We start from the raw sequence: 15,441 nt of genomic DNA on the forward strand, positions 1-15,441 counted from the left end.
GGCCGAATGACCCTTTTCAGATCTCTCGATGAACACCACCCCCTCACCGGCCGTCTGGCCATGGGGGTGGAGTACGACGGCAGCGGCTACTGCGGCTGGCAGCGCCTCAAGCATGCCCCCTCGGTGCAGGCCGCCCTGGAGGCCGCGCTCTCCAAGGTGTCGGCGGGCCAGCCGATCACCGTGCATGCCAGCGGGCGCACCGACTCCGGCGTCCATGCGACCCGACAGATCATCCACTTCGACCCGCCGGTCACCCGCTCCGAGAAGGCCTGGGTGTTCGGCGTCAACGCCAACCTGCCTCGGGATGTCGCGGTGCGCTGGGTCAAGCCGGTCCCCGACGCCTTCCACTCCCGCTTCAAGGCCCTGGCGCGGCGCTACCGCTACGTGATCCTCAACCAGCCGAGCCGGCCGGTGCTGGAACGGGCCAACGCCACCTGGTGCCGCGATCCCCTGGATGCCGATGCCATGCACCGGGCCGCCCAGGCCCTGGTGGGCGAACACGACTTCTCGAGCTTCCGGGCCGCCGGCTGCCAGTCGAAGACCCCCTGGCGCCACCTCCATTTCATCGAGGTGCATCGCCATGGCCCCCTGGTGGTCATCGATGTCCAGGGCAACGCCTTCCTGCACCACATGATCCGCAACATCGTCGGTGCCCTGGTGACCGTGGGGCGGGGTGAACAGGGGGACGGCTACCTGACCGAGCTCATGGCCCTGAAGGACCGTTCCCTGGCCGACGTGACCGCCCCGGCCTGTGGCCTGCACTTCGTCGACTCCCTCTACGACGAGGGCTGGGGGCTGCCCCGTGAGCCGCTGGGCCCCAACCTGCTCGCCTTCCTCGGCGAGTGGACCGGCGAGCGGGCCCTGCCCGACTGCCCGATGGTCGAGTTCCGCCGGGGACGGCCCGTGGCGGAGCGAGCCGGGGGACAGGCGTCGCCGACGTCGCAGGACACGACGGGGCGCACCCCCGAGGCCTGCGACCATGAATGAGCCGGTCCATGCCCGTACCCGTGTGAAGTTCTGCGGCCTCACCCGCGAGGAGGACGTCGACGCGGCCGTGGCGGGCGGCGCCGATGCCCTGGGCTTCGTGCTCTGGCCCGGCAGCAAGCGTGCCATCGACGCGGAGAGGCTGGCCGAGCTGAGCGCCCGGGTGCCTGCCTTCGTCACCCGGGTGGGGCTCTTCGTCGACCCCACGCCGGCGCTGGTGACACGCTGTGCCGAGCACCTGGACCTTCTGCAGTTCCACGGCGAAGAATCCCCCGAGACCTGCACGGCGGCCGTCCGGCCCTGGATCAAGGCCCTGCGCATGCGCGATGGCCTCGACCTTCCCGCCGCCGCCGAGAGCTATCGAGGCGCGCGGGCGCTGCTGCTGGATGCCTATCGGCCGGGCGTGCCGGGGGGCACCGGCGAGACCTTCGACTGGTCCCGAATCCCCGCAAGCCTGGCAAAACCTGTTATCCTCGCCGGAGGCCTGACGCCGGACAACGTGGCCGAGGCGATCGCGGCCGTGGCCCCGTTCGCGGTGGATGTCTCCGGCGGCATCGAGGCCGCTCCCGGCATCAAGGATGCCGCGCGCATGGCGGCCTTCCTGCGGGCCGTGCGCCAGGCCGACGACGCGCGCTCCGGCGCCTGAGCCGTTCGCTCCACCCTGTTTCCCCTACATCCTTTCTGGCGACCCTGTGAGGTGTCTTTCGTGAGCAAGTTCAGTGACCTGACCCGACTGCCGGATGCCCGCGGCCATTTCGGCGCCTACGGCGGCCGGTTCGTCTCGGAGACCCTGAGCTTCGCCCTGGATGAGCTGGAGAAGACCTACCTGAGTCTTCGTGATGACCCGGCCTTCCAGGCGGAATTCGACTACGACCTGGCCCATTTCGTGGGCCGCCCGTCACCGCTCTATCATGCCGAGCGATGGTCGAAGCAGCTCGGCGGGGCACAGATCTGGCTCAAGCGCGAGGACCTCAACCACACCGGCGCCCACAAGGTGAACAACACCATCGGCCAGGCGCTGCTCGCCAAGAAGAGCGGCAAGCCCCGCGTCATCGCCGAGACCGGCGCCGGCCAGCATGGCGTGGCCACGGCCACCGTGGCGGCCCGCCTGGGCCTGGAGTGCGAGGTCTACATGGGCGCCGCGGACGTGCAGCGCCAGAAGCTCAACGTCTACCGCATGCGCCTGCTGGGGGCCAACGTCATCCCGGTGGAGTCCGGCACCCGCACCCTCAAGGACGCCATGAACGAGGCGTTGCGCGACTGGGTGACCAACGTCGATGACACCTTCTACATCATCGGCACCGTGGCCGGGCCGCATCCCTACCCGATGCTGGTGCGCGACTTCAACGCGGTGGCCGGTCGCGAGGCCCGCCGCCAGTCCTTCGAGGAGTTCGGCCAGCTGCCCGATGCACTCATCGCCTGCGTGGGCGGCGGCTCCAACGCCATGGGCCTCTTCTACCCGTTCGTCGAGGATGACGACGTCGCCATGTACGGCGTCGAGGCCGGGGGCGACGGCGTCGAGACCGGGCGCCATGCCGCGCCCCTGGCCTCCGGCGCTCCCCGCGGCGTGCTGCACGGCAACCGCACCTACCTGATGTCCGACGAGGGCGGCCAGGTCTCCGACACCCACTCGGTGTCCGCCGGCCTGGACTATCCCGGCGTCGGTCCCGAGCATGCGCTGTGGAAGGACGTGGGGCGGGTCAACTACGTCGCCGCCAACGACACCGAGGTCCTCGAGGCCTTCCGCGAGCTGACCCGCGTCGAGGGCATCATGCCGGCCCTGGAGACTGCCCATGCCCTGGCCTATGCCAAGGTGCTGGCCCCTACCATGCGGCCCGACCAGAACATCGTGATCAACCTCTCCGGTCGGGGCGACAAGGACATCATGACGGTGGCAAAGATCGACGGGATCGAATTCTAGATGACGGCGCAGACCATGAATCGTATCGACCAACGCTTCGCCGCGCTCAAGGCCCAGGGCCGTCGCGCGCTGATTCCCTACATCACCGCCGGCGACCCGGCGCCCGAGCATACCGTGGGCTTCATGCACGCCCTGGTCTCGGCGGGGGCCGACGTTATCGAGCTGGGGGTGCCGTTCTCGGACCCCATGGCCGACGGCCCGGTGATCCAGAAGGCCTGCGAGCGCGCCCTCCGGCATCACGTGCGGCTCTCCCACCTGTTCGAGATGGTGCGCGAGTTCCGCCAGACCGACGGCGAGACCCCGGTGGTGCTGATGGGCTACCTCAACCCGGTGGAGCGCATCGGTCTCGAGGCCTTCGCCGACCAGGCCGCCGAGGCCGGCGTCGACGGCGTGCTGATCGTCGACATGCCGCCGGAGGAGGCCGACGAGGTTGGACCGTTGCTCAAGGCCCGCGGGCTGGCCTCGATCTTCCTGGTCGCCCCTACCACCTCCCGCGCCCGGGCCGCTACAATATGCGCCCACGGCGAGGGCTACATCTACTATGTTTCGCTGAAGGGCGTGACCGGCTCGGCCACCCTCAACGCCGAGGATGTGGCGGAGCACCTCGCGCCGCTGCGCGAGATGACCGACCTGCCGCTCTGCGTGGGTTTCGGCATCCGCGACGGGGCCTCCGCCGCCGAGGTGGGCAAGGTGGCCGATGGCGTGATCGTCGGCTCGGCGCTCGTCAACCGCATCGCCGAGAACGCTGAACATCCCGAGGCGATCCCCGCCGCCCTCGAGGCGGTCCTGGGGGAGATGCGCCAGGCGCTGGACGCCTGATCCCGTCGCCAACGAATCGACCCTGCTCCCGGGGCATCCGGGGGCATCAGCCTATACGGAAGTGTTTCTGACATGAGCTGGCTAGACAAGATCGTGCCCTCGGTGGGCCGCATCCAGCGCAAGGATCGTCGGGCGAGTGTCCCCGACGGCCTGTGGCGCAAGTGTCCCAAGTGCGAGGCGGTACTCTATCTCCCCGAGCTGGAGAAGCACCACAACGTCTGCCCCAAGTGCGACCATCACCTTCGCCTGACCGCGCGCAAGCGGCTCGACTGGTTCCTGGACCAGGAAGGGCGCGAGGAGATCACCGCCACCCTCGAGCCGCTGGATCGTCTCAAGTTCCGCGATTCCAAGAAGTACAAGGATCGCCTGGCGGCGGCCCAGAAGGAGACCGGCGAGAACGATGCGCTGATCGCCATGCGCGGCTCCCTCGAGGGGCTGCCCGTGGTGGTGGTGGCCTTCGAGTTCACCTTCATGGGCGGCTCCATGGGGGCCGTGGTGGGGGAGAAGTTCGTGCGGGCCGCCACCGTCGCCCTGGAGGAGGGCATTCCGCTGATCTGCTTCTCCGCCTCCGGCGGGGCTCGGATGCAGGAGGCGCTGTTCTCGCTGATGCAGATGGCCAAGACCTCGGCGGCTCTGGAGAGGCTCAAGCAGGCCGGCGTGCCCTACATCTCGGTGCTCACCGACCCGGTGTTCGGCGGCGTCTCGGCGTCGCTGGCGATGCTCGGTGACCTCAACGTGGCCGAGCCCAACGCGCTGATCGGCTTCGCGGGCCCGCGGGTCATCGAGCAGACGGTTCGCGAGAAGCTGCCGGAGGGCTTCCAGCGCAGCGAGTTCCTGCTCGAGCATGGCACCGTGGACATGATCGTCCGTCGCGGCGAGATGCGCTCGCGGCTCGGCGGCGTGCTGCGCAAGCTGACCCATTGGCCGGTGGTCGGCGAGGAGACCGTCGACGACCAGCCGGACCTGGTCCAGGCGGCCGAACAGGCCGAACAGGCCGAACAGACAGAGGCCCCGGCTACGACGCCCGACGAAGGCGTCCCGCCCGATACGGGAAGCGACGCCGCTCCGGACGGCGAGCGTTCCGATCCGGCGCGCTGACCGATCGGCATGACTGACCGAGCCCTTCCCGCATCGCTTCCGGCCTGGCTGGCCCGGCTGGAAGCGGCCCACCCGACCGGCATCGACCTCGGCCTCGAGCGCGTGGCCGAGGTCGCGCGTCGCATGGGGCTGCTCGAGGCGCCGCTGGCGCCTCGCGTCATCACGGTCGCCGGCACCAACGGCAAGGGATCGACGGTGGCCATGCTCGAGGCGCTGGCCCGCGCCCATGGCCTCTCCACCGCGGCCTACACCTCGCCGCACCTGCTGCGCTACAACGAGCGCCTTCGGCTGGACGGCCGTCCAGCCGATGACGCCACGCTGATCGCCGGCTTCGAGGCGGTGGAGGCGGCGCGCCTCGCGGGAGAGCCGATCAGCCTGACCTACTTCGAGGTGGGGACCCTTGGCGCACTGTGGGCCATCGGTCGTCAGCGGCCGGCGCTGGCGATCCTCGAGGTGGGGCTCGGCGGCCGCCTGGACGCCGTCAACGTCGTCGACCCGGACGTCGCGGTGATCACCACCGTGGCTCAGGACCATGCGGCCTTCCTGGGGACCGATCTCGAGGGCATCGGTCGCGAGAAGGCCGGCATCCTCAGGCCCCGCCGGCCCGCGGTGCTGGGCAGCACGACCCTCCCGTCCAGCGTCCGGGCCGTGGCCGAGCAGCAGGGCGCCCGGGTGGTGGCCTTGGGCGAGGCCTTCCGCCGCGAGGGGGAGGGTGACGCCTGGCGCTGGTCCGGCCAGGGGGGCGATGGCCGCCCGCTCGACCTCGAGGGACTGCCCGACCCGGGCCTGCCGCTGGACAATGCCGCCACCGCCCTGCAGGCCCTGGCCCTGGCCGAGGTGTCGCTGGAGCAGGGCGCCTGCCGCCGTGCCCTGTCGACGGTAGAGCTCCCCGGGCGCCTGCAGTGGCGGGGGCAGTGGTGCCTCGATGTTGGCCACAACCCCCATGCCGCCGCCTACGTGGCGGGACGACTCGCGGCACGTCCCTGCTCGGGACGCACCATCGGCCTGATCGGCATGCTCGGTGACAAGGACGCCGATGGCGTGATCGCCGCCCTGGCCCCTGTGGTAGACGCCTGGGTGCCGGTGAGCCTGGAGGGCGAACGGGCCCGCTCGGCGGAGGACCTGGCCGAGCGCCTGGCCCTCCAGGAGGCGGTGGTGTGGCACCGCGGGGACTCACCCGCCGAGGCGGCCGACTGGCTGTCGGCCCGACTCGCACCCGAGGACCGCATCCTGGTCTGCGGCTCCTTCTTCACCGTCGCCGCGGTGCTGGAGTGGCTGCTGGCCGCCGAGCAGGCAACGGGTCAGACTGCACAGGAAGCCACGCGCATCGAGGGAGCGAGATGAAATACGGAATGCGAGAACGTCTCAGTGGAGCGGTGATCCTGATCGCCCTGGCGGTGATCTTCATCCCCATGCTCTTCGACGAGCCGGCCCCGCGTGGCGAACGGCCCCAGCCGGTAATGACCATCGAGCGGCCGGTCGAGGTGGAGCGCCGGGACCTGCCGGATCCGACGCCGCCGGCAAGCCTCGGGCAGATCCAGTCGCCCGAGGCATCATCGTCTCGTCCGGCGTCCTCCGAGGAGGAGGGGGCGGACGCCGCGCCGGCCGTCGAGGCTACACCCGCATCGGCGGAGAGCGAACCCGCCTCCGCGCCGAGCGACGAGCCTGCCGCCGACCCCATCGCCGAACTGGCGCGCGCGGCCGACGAGCGGCTGGCCGGCCAGCAGGAAGGGTCGCGACCCGATCCGGTCGAGGCGGCCCCCGACGGCGAGTGGGCGGTGCAGGTGGGCAGCTTCGGCGAGCCCGCCAACGCCCAGCGACTGGAGGCGACTCTCGCCGAGCAGGGGCTGCCCGTCTACAGCCGAGACCGTGACAATGGCCTGACCACCGTCTACGTCGGCCCCTTCGCGACCTCCCGTGAGGGCGAGAGGGTGATGGGCGAGCTCAAGGCCCGGGACAACCTGCAGGGCCTGCTGGTGCGGGCGGACAAGTGACCATGGCGCTGACCTGGATCGACTGGATCTTCGTGGCGGTGCTGGTGGTGACCGGGCTTGCCGGGTTCCTGCGCGGGCTGGTTCGCGAGGCCCTCGGACTCGCCGCCTGGATCCTCGCCCTGCTGGCGGCCCGGCTGCTGGCGGACCCGGTGGCCGAACTGCTGTCGGGGGTGATCGACAACGCCGATGGCCGCCTGGTGCTGGCCTTCGTGCTGGTGATCTTCGCGGTGGTCCTGCTCTGCGGCATCGTCATCCGCCTGGTGCATGCCGCCGTGGAGTGGGTCGGGATGGGGTTCCTGAACCGGGTGACCGGTGCCGCCTTCGGCATGGCCAAGGGGGCGGCGATCCTGATTCTCGCGACCATCCTGCTGAGCCTGACGCCCCTGGTGCAGCTCCAGGCGTGGCAGGAGGCCTCGCTGCGACCGACCTTCGAGCAGCTTCGGGACTGGGCGGTGAGCCATCTCGAGGCCTGGGAGGGACGCCTGCCCGAGCCGGCGTCCCTGCGGGAGCTGTCGCTGCCGCTCCCGGAGCAGGCGTCGGACGACGAAGGCGAACCGGAACGCGCCGAGGGGGCGACGCCCCCCTGATCAACGAATCCGTGACGGGCGCCAAGGCCCTGTCCCGACTCATTACAGTTAGTTCCCGGCAAGAGAGGTAAGGTGGTATGTGCGGTATCGTGGGCCTGATGGCCAAGCAGGCGGTGAACCAGGGCATCTATGACGCCCTGACAGTACTCCAGCACCGCGGACAGGATGCCGCCGGCATGATGACCTGGCATGACGGACGATTCCTGTTGCGCAAGAGCAACGGCCTGGTGCGGGACGTCTTCCATACTCGCCACATGGCCCGCCTCAAGGGCAACCTGGGCATCGGCCACGTGCGCTATCCCACCGCCGGCTCCTCCAGCGAGGCGGAGTCCCAGCCGTTCTACGTCAACTCGCCCTACGGCATCACCCTGGCGCACAACGGCAACCTGACGAATTCCGACCAGCTCAAGCAGGAGCTGTTCTCCTCCGACCTGCGCCACATCAACACCAGCTCCGACTCCGAGGTGCTGCTCAACGTCTTCGCCCATGAACTCGGCAAGCAGGGCCTGCACCTGGAGCCCGGCGACATCTTCGACGCGGTACGTCGCGTCCATCGCCGCTGCCGGGGGGGCTATGCCGCGGTGGCCATCATCAACGGGGTCGGCCTGGTGGCGTTCCGCGATCCCCACGGAATCCGCCCGGTGGTGTTCGGCACCCGTGACGAGGGCGAGGGACAGGAGGTGATGATCGCCTCCGAGTCGGTGGCACTCGACGTGGGCGGCTTCGACCTGCACCGCGACCTGGCCCCTGGCGAGGCGATCTTCGTCGACATGACCGGCGCCATCCACACCCAGTCCTGTGCCGACACCCCCCGGCTCTCCTCCTGCATCTTCGAGCACGTCTACCTGGCGCGTCCCGATTCCATCCTCGACGGGGCCTACGTCTACGGCACCCGCATGCAGATGGGTCGCAAGCTCGGGGACCGTATCCAGAACGAGTGGCCCGAACACGACATCGACGTGGTGATCCCGATCCCGGATACCTCGCGCACCTCGGCCCTGGAGCTCGCCCAGCATCTCGGCGTGACCTACCGCGAAGGCTTCATGAAGAACCGCTATATCGGGCGGACCTTCATCATGCCGGGCCAGACCCAGCGCAAGAAGTCGGTGCGCCAGAAGCTCAACGCCATCGGCGTCGAGTTCAAGGACAAGAACGTGCTGCTGGTGGACGACTCCATCGTGCGCGGGACCACCTGCAAGCAGATCATCCAGATGGCCCGCGAGGCCGGTGCCCGCAAGGTCTACTTCGCCTCTGCCGCGCCACCCGTGCGCTATCCCAACGTCTACGGCATCGACATGCCGGCGGCCAACGAGCTGATCGCCCATGGGCGCAGCGAGGCCGAGGTGGGCGAGCTGATCGGTGCCGACCGGATCTTCTATCAGGACCTCGAGGACCTCAAGGCGGCCTGTCGCGAGGTGAATCCCGAACTTGAGAGCTTCGACTGCTCGGTGTTCGACGGCCAGTACGTGACCGGTGACATCGATGAGCGTTACCTGGCGGCCCTGGAGGCCTCGCGCAGCGACGATGCCAAGCAGCAGCGCAGCGCCGGCGACCACGCCCTGGTGGGCATGCACAATCAGGAAGACGACATCGACGACTGAAGGGGCCCGTCATGCAGCAGGATCAGACACCCGAGCCGGAGTGGGAGCTCGAGACCCTGGCCATCCGCGCCGGTCACCAGCGCACCCACGAGCAGGAACACAGCGAGCCGATCTTTCCGACGTCGAGCTTCGTCTACGGCAGCGCCGCCGAGGCGGCGGCCAAGTTCAGCGGTGAGGAGCCGGGCAACATCTACTCGCGCTTCACCAATCCCACTGTGCGCACCTTCGAGCAGCGCCTTGCCGCCATGGAGGGCGGTGAGCGCTGCGTGGCCACGAGCTCCGGCATGGCGGCGATCATGGCCACGGCCCTGGCCCTGCTCTCGTCCGGCGACGAGATCGTTGCGTCCCGCTCGCTGTTCGGCTCCACGGTCAGCCTGTTCGACAAGTACCTGGGCAAGTTCGGCATCACCACCCGCTACGTGGAACTGTCGAACCTCGAGGCCTGGGAGGAGGCCATCGGCCCGGCGACCAAGCTGCTGTTCGCCGAGACGCCCTCGAATCCGCTCTCCGAGGTGGTGGACATCGCGGCCCTGGCCAGGATCGCCCATCGCCATGGGGCACTGCTGGCCATCGACAACTGCTTCCTGACCCCGGCGCTGCAGAAGCCCCTGTCGCTGGGGGCCGACCTCGTGATCCACTCCGCCACCAAGTACCTGGACGGACAGGGCCGAGCGGTCGGCGGGGCCGTGGTGGGCCGCGACAGCGAGCTCGAGGAGGTGTTCGGGGTGGTGCGCACCTGCGGGCCCTGCCTGAGCCCCTTCAATGCCTGGATCTTCACCAAGGGCCTCGAGACCCTCAATCTGCGTATGCGCGCCCACTGCGAGAACGCCCGGCACCTCGCCGAGTGGTTGGAAGGCCATCCCACGGTGGCCCGGGTGCACTACAGCGGCCTGGCGAGTCATCCCCAGCATGACCTCGCCAGCCAGCAGCAGCAGGGCTTCGGGGCGGTGCTCGGCTTCGAACTGAAGGGGGGGCGCGAGGCGGCCTGGTCGGTGATCGACGCCACGCGCATGATCTCCATCACCGGCAACCTGGGCGACGTCAAGACCACCATCACCCATCCCGCCACCACCACCCACGGACGCCTGTCCGACGACCAGAAGGCCGCCGCCGGGATCAGCGAGGGCCTGATCCGCGTGGCGGTAGGACTCGAGGCCCTGGAGGACATCCGCGCCGACCTGGCCCGGGGGCTCGACGCCCTGGTCTGACGGGCGCCGTCGACTGGCCCCATCCGACACGCGCGCCTGCCCCTCGAGGCAGGCGCTTGTCCCTCGAGGCTTTTCTCCGCCCTTGAACTCCTGTCCCGCGCCTCCATCTCACAGGGTACGCATTTACTGATGCCCGAGGAGGGCCATGATGAAGATCCTGATGGTACTGACGTCCCATGACCGCATGGGGGATACCGGCCACCAGACCGGCTTCTGGCTCGAGGAGTTCGCCGCCCCCTACTATGTCTTCAAGGACGCCGGGGCCGAGGTCACCCTGGCCTCACCCAAGGGCGGCCAGCCGCCGGTGGATCCCAACTCCCAGGCCGAGGAGGCCCTCACCGAGGAGACCCGGCGCTTCGAGGCGGACGAGCAGGCCAAGGCGCAGCTCGCCGATACCCGCAAGCTCAGCGAGGTCGAGGTCGATGACTTCGATGCGATCTTCTATCCCGGCGGACACGGCCCGCTGTGGGATCTGACCGGCGATGCCGATTCCCGGCGCCTGATCGAGGCCTTCCTGGCCGCCGAGCGTCCGGTGGCCGCCGTCTGCCACGCGCCCACGGTGCTCCTCGAGGCCAGGACCCCCGAGGGCGAACCGTTGGTCAAGGGGCGCAAGGTCACCGGCTTCGCCAACAGCGAGGAGGAGGCGGTGGGCCTCACCGGGGTCGTGCCGCACCTGCTCGAGGATGCCCTCAAGGAGAAGGGCGGTCGCTACGAGCGCAGCAGCGATGATTTCGCGCCCTTCCAGGTGCGCGACGGCCTGCTGGTCACCGGCCAGAACCCGGCGTCCAGTGCGACCACGGCCCGGTTGCTGCTCGAGGTGCTGGCCGAGCGAGGCTGACTCCTCCGAGCCACAGCGCTCCGGGAAGTCCCATGCCGCCCGTCACGTCCGTCGTGGCGGGCGGCATGTGGTTTTGTCGAATGGTGTGTTCGGGTTTATTCGCGGATATCGATCGAACGGTGCCGTATGCTGATGCCTGTCCATGAGTTGCACGGAGGCCATGGAGGCCATGTGGAGGAACACGCGCCGTGGCTGGGGGCTGGCCAGTATCCTGCTGCACTGGGCCAGTGCCCTGGCCGTCATCGGGCTCTTCGCCCTGGGCTGGTGGATGACGGGGCTCGGGTACTATGACCCCTGGTACAACCTGGGTCCCTGGTGGCATCGCTCCGTCGGCATGCTGCTGCTGCTGGCGACCCTGATCCGCCTCGGGAGCCGACTCTTTCAGCCCACGCCGGAGGTCAGGGGGTCGCGCCTGGAGCGCCAGGCCGCGCATCTCGGTCACCTCGCGCTCTACGTGCTGCTGGTCGTGGCGCTGGTCAGCGGCTACCTGATCTCCACCGCCGATGGCCAGGGAATCCAGGTGTTCGACGCCTTCGAGGTGCCGGCACTGGTCAGCGACCTGCCGAACCAGGCCACCCTGGCCGGTCAGGTGCACTGGTACAGTGCCTTGGCGCTGATGGTGCTGTCGGCCGGCCATGCCCTGGCCGCCCTGAAACATCATTGGGTCGATAGCACGGATGTCCTGGTGCGCATGGTCGACCCGAATCACTCCCGTCGCCCCTGAGGCGATCCTTCCCCGCGACGATCCGCAAGGAGATACCATGATCAAGAAGACCGCCATCGCCACCGCCCTAGCCGCCGCCCTGGTGCCGCTGTCCCAGGTCCAGGCCGCCGACTACGCCATCGACACCGAGGGCCAGCACGCCTTCATCCAGTTCAAGATCAGCCACCTGGGCTTCTCCTACATCCTCGGCAGCTTCGAGGAGTTCTCGGGCAGCTTCCGTTACGATCCGGAGAACCTGGAGGCCTCGGCCGCCAACCTGGACGTCGATGTGACAAGCCTCACCAGTAACCATGCCGAGCGTGACAAGCACATCAAGAGCGACGACTTCCTGGCGGCAGGGGACTATCCGACCGCCACCTTCACGTCCACCGGCTTCGAGCCCACCGGGGACAACGAGGGCGTGCTGAGCGGCGAGCTGACGCTGCATGGCGAGACCAACACGATCGAGATGCCGGTCACCCTGCTGGGCGAGGGCGAGGATCCCTGGGGCAACTATCGGGCCGGTTTCGAGGGGACCACCACGCTGACTCTGGCCGACTATGGCATCGACATGAGCAAGTTCCCCGAGGTGATGCACGACCTCGAGCTCTACGTCACCTTCGAGGGCATCCGCCAGTAAGGCGTCCCCCGCAGGCACGATGACGCCCCCCCGGAGAGGCTCCGGGGGGCGTTTCGCTTCGGGGAGGATGGGGGTTCAGCGGGTCTCGTTGAGCACCGCATCGGGGAAGTGCCGACGCAGGATACGGTTCTGGAACTCATCCACGAATCGGCTGTTGATGATGACGATGAAGCGCTCGAAGGGGGCGGTCTCGTCGTCCTGGGCGAGGGCATCCACGCTGTGGTAGAGGCGGTCGTCGCGCAGGTGCAGGATATCCCCCGGGTCGAGGGTCATGTCGACGAGGGGCCGGGTGCCCGCCTTGTCGGCATAGAGGTGGTTCTCGGCGCCGGCGACGTTGTCCCGATTGACCACCATGACACTCAGCGCCTTGCAGCCATCGGCGTGGATCCCCTGGCCCTGCAGGGGGTCGACCATGCCCTCGCCGCGCACCCCGGTGATCTGCATGAGGATGGGTTCGTTCGGCTTCAGGTCCCAGAGCCGGGCCCAGGCGCGCACGAAGGCCTTCACATCCGGTCGGGCCATGAACTCCGGCGTGAGCGGCTCGTAGTAGCGCAGGCGGTCCGCCATGCTCTCGGCATCATTGAAGGCGCCTCCCTGGGCCATCGGACACGCTCCCATGTCGTGGACGTCGCCCCTTTCGTCCAGGGTCAGCCAGGACATGCGCTTCCAGCGGCGGTTGACATAGGGGTCCCGGGGCAGGTCGGCGGTGAACGCCTGCCAGGCCTCAAGGTCCACCCGGGAGCGCACCTCGGTCTGGGCCCAGTCCTGCTGCCGCAGGGCCTGGGTGACCTCCGGCGTCCAGTAGTCGGCGACCGGGTCGAGGGGCATGGTGGCGGGATCGAAGCCGTATTTGAGGGTATCGAGTTTCATGAGATCTTCTCCACTGTGGGGCGGGCGACATTGCCCGTGAGTTGCCGGAAATAACCAGGGCAACCCTCTGAAAGTGAGAAGATTTGCAACGAAATGTCAAAAAATGTACGAAACTACTGGTACGCCACCTGTCTTGCGGCTTCGTTGAAAAGGCTGATTGCAACGTCAGACAGACACGTCATCGCGTGTAGGAGATTACCTACAACGATGTGTAAGATAGTGATTCTCGTTGCTGCCACGGACCATACGGTTCCATGCTCTACGGTGGCATCGCCTTGCGATGATGAGGGGACGAATGAGCGGTCGCGACACCCGTTTCCGGCTATGGCTGGTACGTCGGTGGCAGCAGGTCAAGGCGGCATGGCCCGCCGCCCGGGGAAGAACTGCCCTGGGCGACGTGGAACTCGTGCGTCGCCAGTACCTGGAAAGCGAGCAGCGATTCCGTGCCCTGCTGGAGAGCCTGCCCAAGGTCGCGGTCCAGGGCTATGACCGCGGCCGCCGCGTGATCTACTGGAACGAGGCCAGCACCCGGCTCTATGGCTATGCGCGCGACGAGGCCCAGGGACAGCTGCTGGAGGAACTGATCATCCCGGAGCCGATGCGTGAGCCGGTGATCCAGGCGCATCGGGCCTGGGTGGAGCAGGGGATCGAGATCCCCGCCGATGAGCTGGAACTCCAGCACAAGAGCGGCGAGCCGGTGTCGGTGTTCTCGCACCACGTGATGCTCAACGAGCACACCGACGATCCCCTGATGTTCTGCGTCGACGTGGATCTCTCGGACCAGAAGCGGGCCCATCGTGAGCTGGATTTCGCCACGCGGTTCGACGCCTTGACCCACCTGCCCAATCGCCAGACCTTCGAGTCGCAGCTCGACGAGGCCATCGCCGACTGCCGGCGACAGGACAGCGGCCTGGTGCTGGTCTACCTGGATATCGACCGTTTCGTGGAGATCAACGACGCCCTCGGCTACGAGCAGGGCGACCGCCTGCTGGTCGAGCTGACCCGGCGCCTGCATCGGGCGATGCGCGGCTCCGACCTGATGTCGCGTCTCTCCAGCGACGAGTTCGTGATCGCCTTCCCGGGCTTCCGGCGTGAAGACGTCCTCCCCCAACTGCTGCAGAAGGTCCAGCAGGTCCTGCGGTCGCCGTTCCTGATGGACGGGACCCGGCGCCAGGTGACGGCCTGCCTGGGCGTCAGCCTCTACCCGGACAACGGTGATACCGCGCGGGAGCTCATCCGCAATGCCGACGTGGCCAAGAACCGGGCCAAGCTCGACGGCCGCGGCAGCGTGTGGTTCTTCGACCAGAAGCTCCACGACGAGCTGCTGCACCAGCATCGCCTCGTCGACCGCCTGGAACGGGCGCTGGACAGCGGAGAGCTCTCGTTGCACTACCAGCCCCAGGTCTCGGCGGTCAGCGGACGCATCGAGAACCTGGAGGCGCTGCTGCGCTGGCAGCCGGCGGAAGGCCCGCCCATCTCGCCGGCCGAGTTCATTCCCCTGGCCGAGCGCTCCGACCTGATCCACCGCCTCGGGGACTGGGTCATGGAGACCGCCTGCCGGCAGCGGGCACAGTGGCGAGACGCCGGCCTGGCGCTGGAGCGCATCGACATCAATTTCTCCGGCCGGCAGATGAGCCGGCCCGATGTCTTCCAGCGTTTCGAGGATTGCCTGGCGCGCCATGGCCTGGGCCCCCGACACGTGGGCCTCGAGCTCACCGAGAACGTGCTGATCGAGGCCGACGACAGGATCCTCGAGGGGCTGCGCCGGCTCCACCACCTGGGGTACCGCATCGCCATCGACGATTTCGGTACCGGCTACTCGTCGCTGAGCTACCTCAAGCACTTCCCGGTCACGGCGCTCAAGATCGACCGTGCCTTCGTGCGGGATGCCCCCGACCAGCCCGAGGATCGCGCCATCATGGAGGCCGCGATCTTCATCGGTCACCGGCTGGGGCTCGAGGTGGTGGCCGAAGGGGTCGAGAACCGCGAGCAGCTGACGCTGATCCGGGAGATGCGCTGCGACCTTGTCCAGGGGTTCTACTTCTTCCGACCCATGTCCGCCCCGGAAATGGAGCGCATCCTGGCCGGCCTCGTGACGGGGGAAGGGGGGCTCTCGGGCTGAGTCCGGCGCCGCCATGGCGTAGAATGCCAGGTCCCCGATCGACCCCGGAGTCCGTG

At 68.4% G+C, this 15,441-nt stretch carries 15 protein-coding genes; 14 read left to right on the forward strand and 1 reads right to left on the reverse strand.

Annotated elements, in window-relative coordinates; genetic code table 11:
- Positions 1-6: 6 nt before the first annotated feature.
- From truA to BOX17_RS14300, 13 genes are all read left to right on the forward strand, one after another.
- The gene (gene truA, locus BOX17_RS14240) at positions 7-987 is read left to right on the forward strand and encodes a tRNA pseudouridine(38-40) synthase TruA (RefSeq protein ID WP_071945641.1); all 981 of its coding nucleotides are present in this window, start codon (positions 7-9) and stop codon (positions 985-987) included.
- Positions 980-1,630 carry a phosphoribosylanthranilate isomerase gene (locus BOX17_RS14245; protein WP_071945643.1) on the forward strand — a complete coding sequence of 217 codons (651 nt, stop codon included), beginning with the start codon at positions 980-982 and terminating at the stop codon, positions 1,628-1,630. The genes truA and BOX17_RS14245 overlap by 8 nt, the downstream gene beginning before the upstream one ends.
- A gap of 60 nt (positions 1,631-1,690) precedes the next feature.
- Positions 1,691-2,905 carry a tryptophan synthase subunit beta gene (trpB, locus tag BOX17_RS14250; protein WP_125925577.1) on the forward strand — a complete coding sequence of 405 codons (1,215 nt, stop codon included), beginning with the start codon at positions 1,691-1,693 and terminating at the stop codon, positions 2,903-2,905.
- 15 nt (positions 2,906-2,920) lie between these two features.
- Complete coding sequence (trpA, locus tag BOX17_RS14255; protein ID WP_071946905.1) at positions 2,921-3,724, forward strand: tryptophan synthase subunit alpha; 804 nt, start codon at positions 2,921-2,923, stop codon at positions 3,722-3,724.
- A 72-nt stretch (positions 3,725-3,796) separates the two neighbouring features.
- A complete protein-coding gene (gene accD / locus BOX17_RS14260; protein ID WP_071945647.1) occupies positions 3,797-4,822 on the forward strand; it encodes an acetyl-CoA carboxylase, carboxyltransferase subunit beta in 1,026 nt (341 codons plus the stop codon).
- Between the two features lie 9 nt (positions 4,823-4,831).
- Positions 4,832-6,166, forward strand: a complete 1,335-nt coding sequence (gene folC / locus BOX17_RS14265; RefSeq protein WP_071945649.1) for a bifunctional tetrahydrofolate synthase/dihydrofolate synthase — start codon at positions 4,832-4,834, stop codon at positions 6,164-6,166.
- Positions 6,167-6,174: 8 nt separating this feature from the next.
- Positions 6,175-6,816: an SPOR domain-containing protein gene (locus tag BOX17_RS14270; RefSeq protein ID WP_244272152.1), complete on the forward strand. Its 642-nt coding sequence runs from the start codon at positions 6,175-6,177 to the stop codon at positions 6,814-6,816.
- Positions 6,817-6,818: 2 nt separating this feature from the next.
- Positions 6,819-7,403: a CvpA family protein gene (locus BOX17_RS14275; RefSeq protein ID WP_071945653.1), complete on the forward strand. Its 585-nt coding sequence runs from the start codon at positions 6,819-6,821 to the stop codon at positions 7,401-7,403.
- A 77-nt stretch (positions 7,404-7,480) separates the two neighbouring features.
- Positions 7,481-9,004 carry an amidophosphoribosyltransferase gene (gene purF / locus BOX17_RS14280; RefSeq protein WP_071945655.1) on the forward strand — a complete coding sequence of 508 codons (1,524 nt, stop codon included), beginning with the start codon at positions 7,481-7,483 and terminating at the stop codon, positions 9,002-9,004.
- A gap of 11 nt (positions 9,005-9,015) precedes the next feature.
- Positions 9,016-10,212: an O-succinylhomoserine sulfhydrylase gene (locus tag BOX17_RS14285; RefSeq protein ID WP_071945657.1), complete on the forward strand. Its 1,197-nt coding sequence runs from the start codon at positions 9,016-9,018 to the stop codon at positions 10,210-10,212.
- A 148-nt stretch (positions 10,213-10,360) separates the two neighbouring features.
- On the forward strand, positions 10,361-11,050 hold the full coding sequence (locus BOX17_RS14290; RefSeq protein ID WP_071946907.1) for a type 1 glutamine amidotransferase domain-containing protein: 690 nt from the start codon (positions 10,361-10,363) through the stop codon (positions 11,048-11,050).
- Between the two features lie 169 nt (positions 11,051-11,219).
- Positions 11,220-11,774, forward strand: coding sequence for a cytochrome b (locus tag BOX17_RS14295; RefSeq protein WP_071946909.1), 555 nt, complete (start codon positions 11,220-11,222; stop codon positions 11,772-11,774).
- A gap of 37 nt (positions 11,775-11,811) precedes the next feature.
- On the forward strand, positions 11,812-12,393 hold the full coding sequence (locus BOX17_RS14300; protein WP_071945659.1) for a YceI family protein: 582 nt from the start codon (positions 11,812-11,814) through the stop codon (positions 12,391-12,393).
- A gap of 75 nt (positions 12,394-12,468) precedes the next feature.
- Here BOX17_RS14300 and BOX17_RS14305 read toward each other — a convergent pair whose 3' ends face one another.
- A complete protein-coding gene (locus tag BOX17_RS14305; RefSeq protein WP_071945661.1) occupies positions 12,469-13,263 on the reverse strand; it encodes a 2OG-Fe dioxygenase family protein in 795 nt (264 codons plus the stop codon).
- Positions 13,264-13,558: 295 nt separating this feature from the next.
- Here BOX17_RS14305 and BOX17_RS14310 point away from each other — a divergent pair, with 295 nt between their 5' ends.
- Positions 13,559-15,385 carry a putative bifunctional diguanylate cyclase/phosphodiesterase gene (locus tag BOX17_RS14310; RefSeq protein ID WP_083582179.1) on the forward strand — a complete coding sequence of 609 codons (1,827 nt, stop codon included), beginning with the start codon at positions 13,559-13,561 and terminating at the stop codon, positions 15,383-15,385.
- Positions 15,386-15,441: the final 56 nt, after the last annotated feature.

Origin of the sequence: Halomonas aestuarii (genome assembly GCF_001886615.1) — a bacterium.
GTDB classification, from domain to species: Bacteria; Pseudomonadota; Gammaproteobacteria; order Pseudomonadales; family Halomonadaceae; genus Halomonas; species Halomonas aestuarii.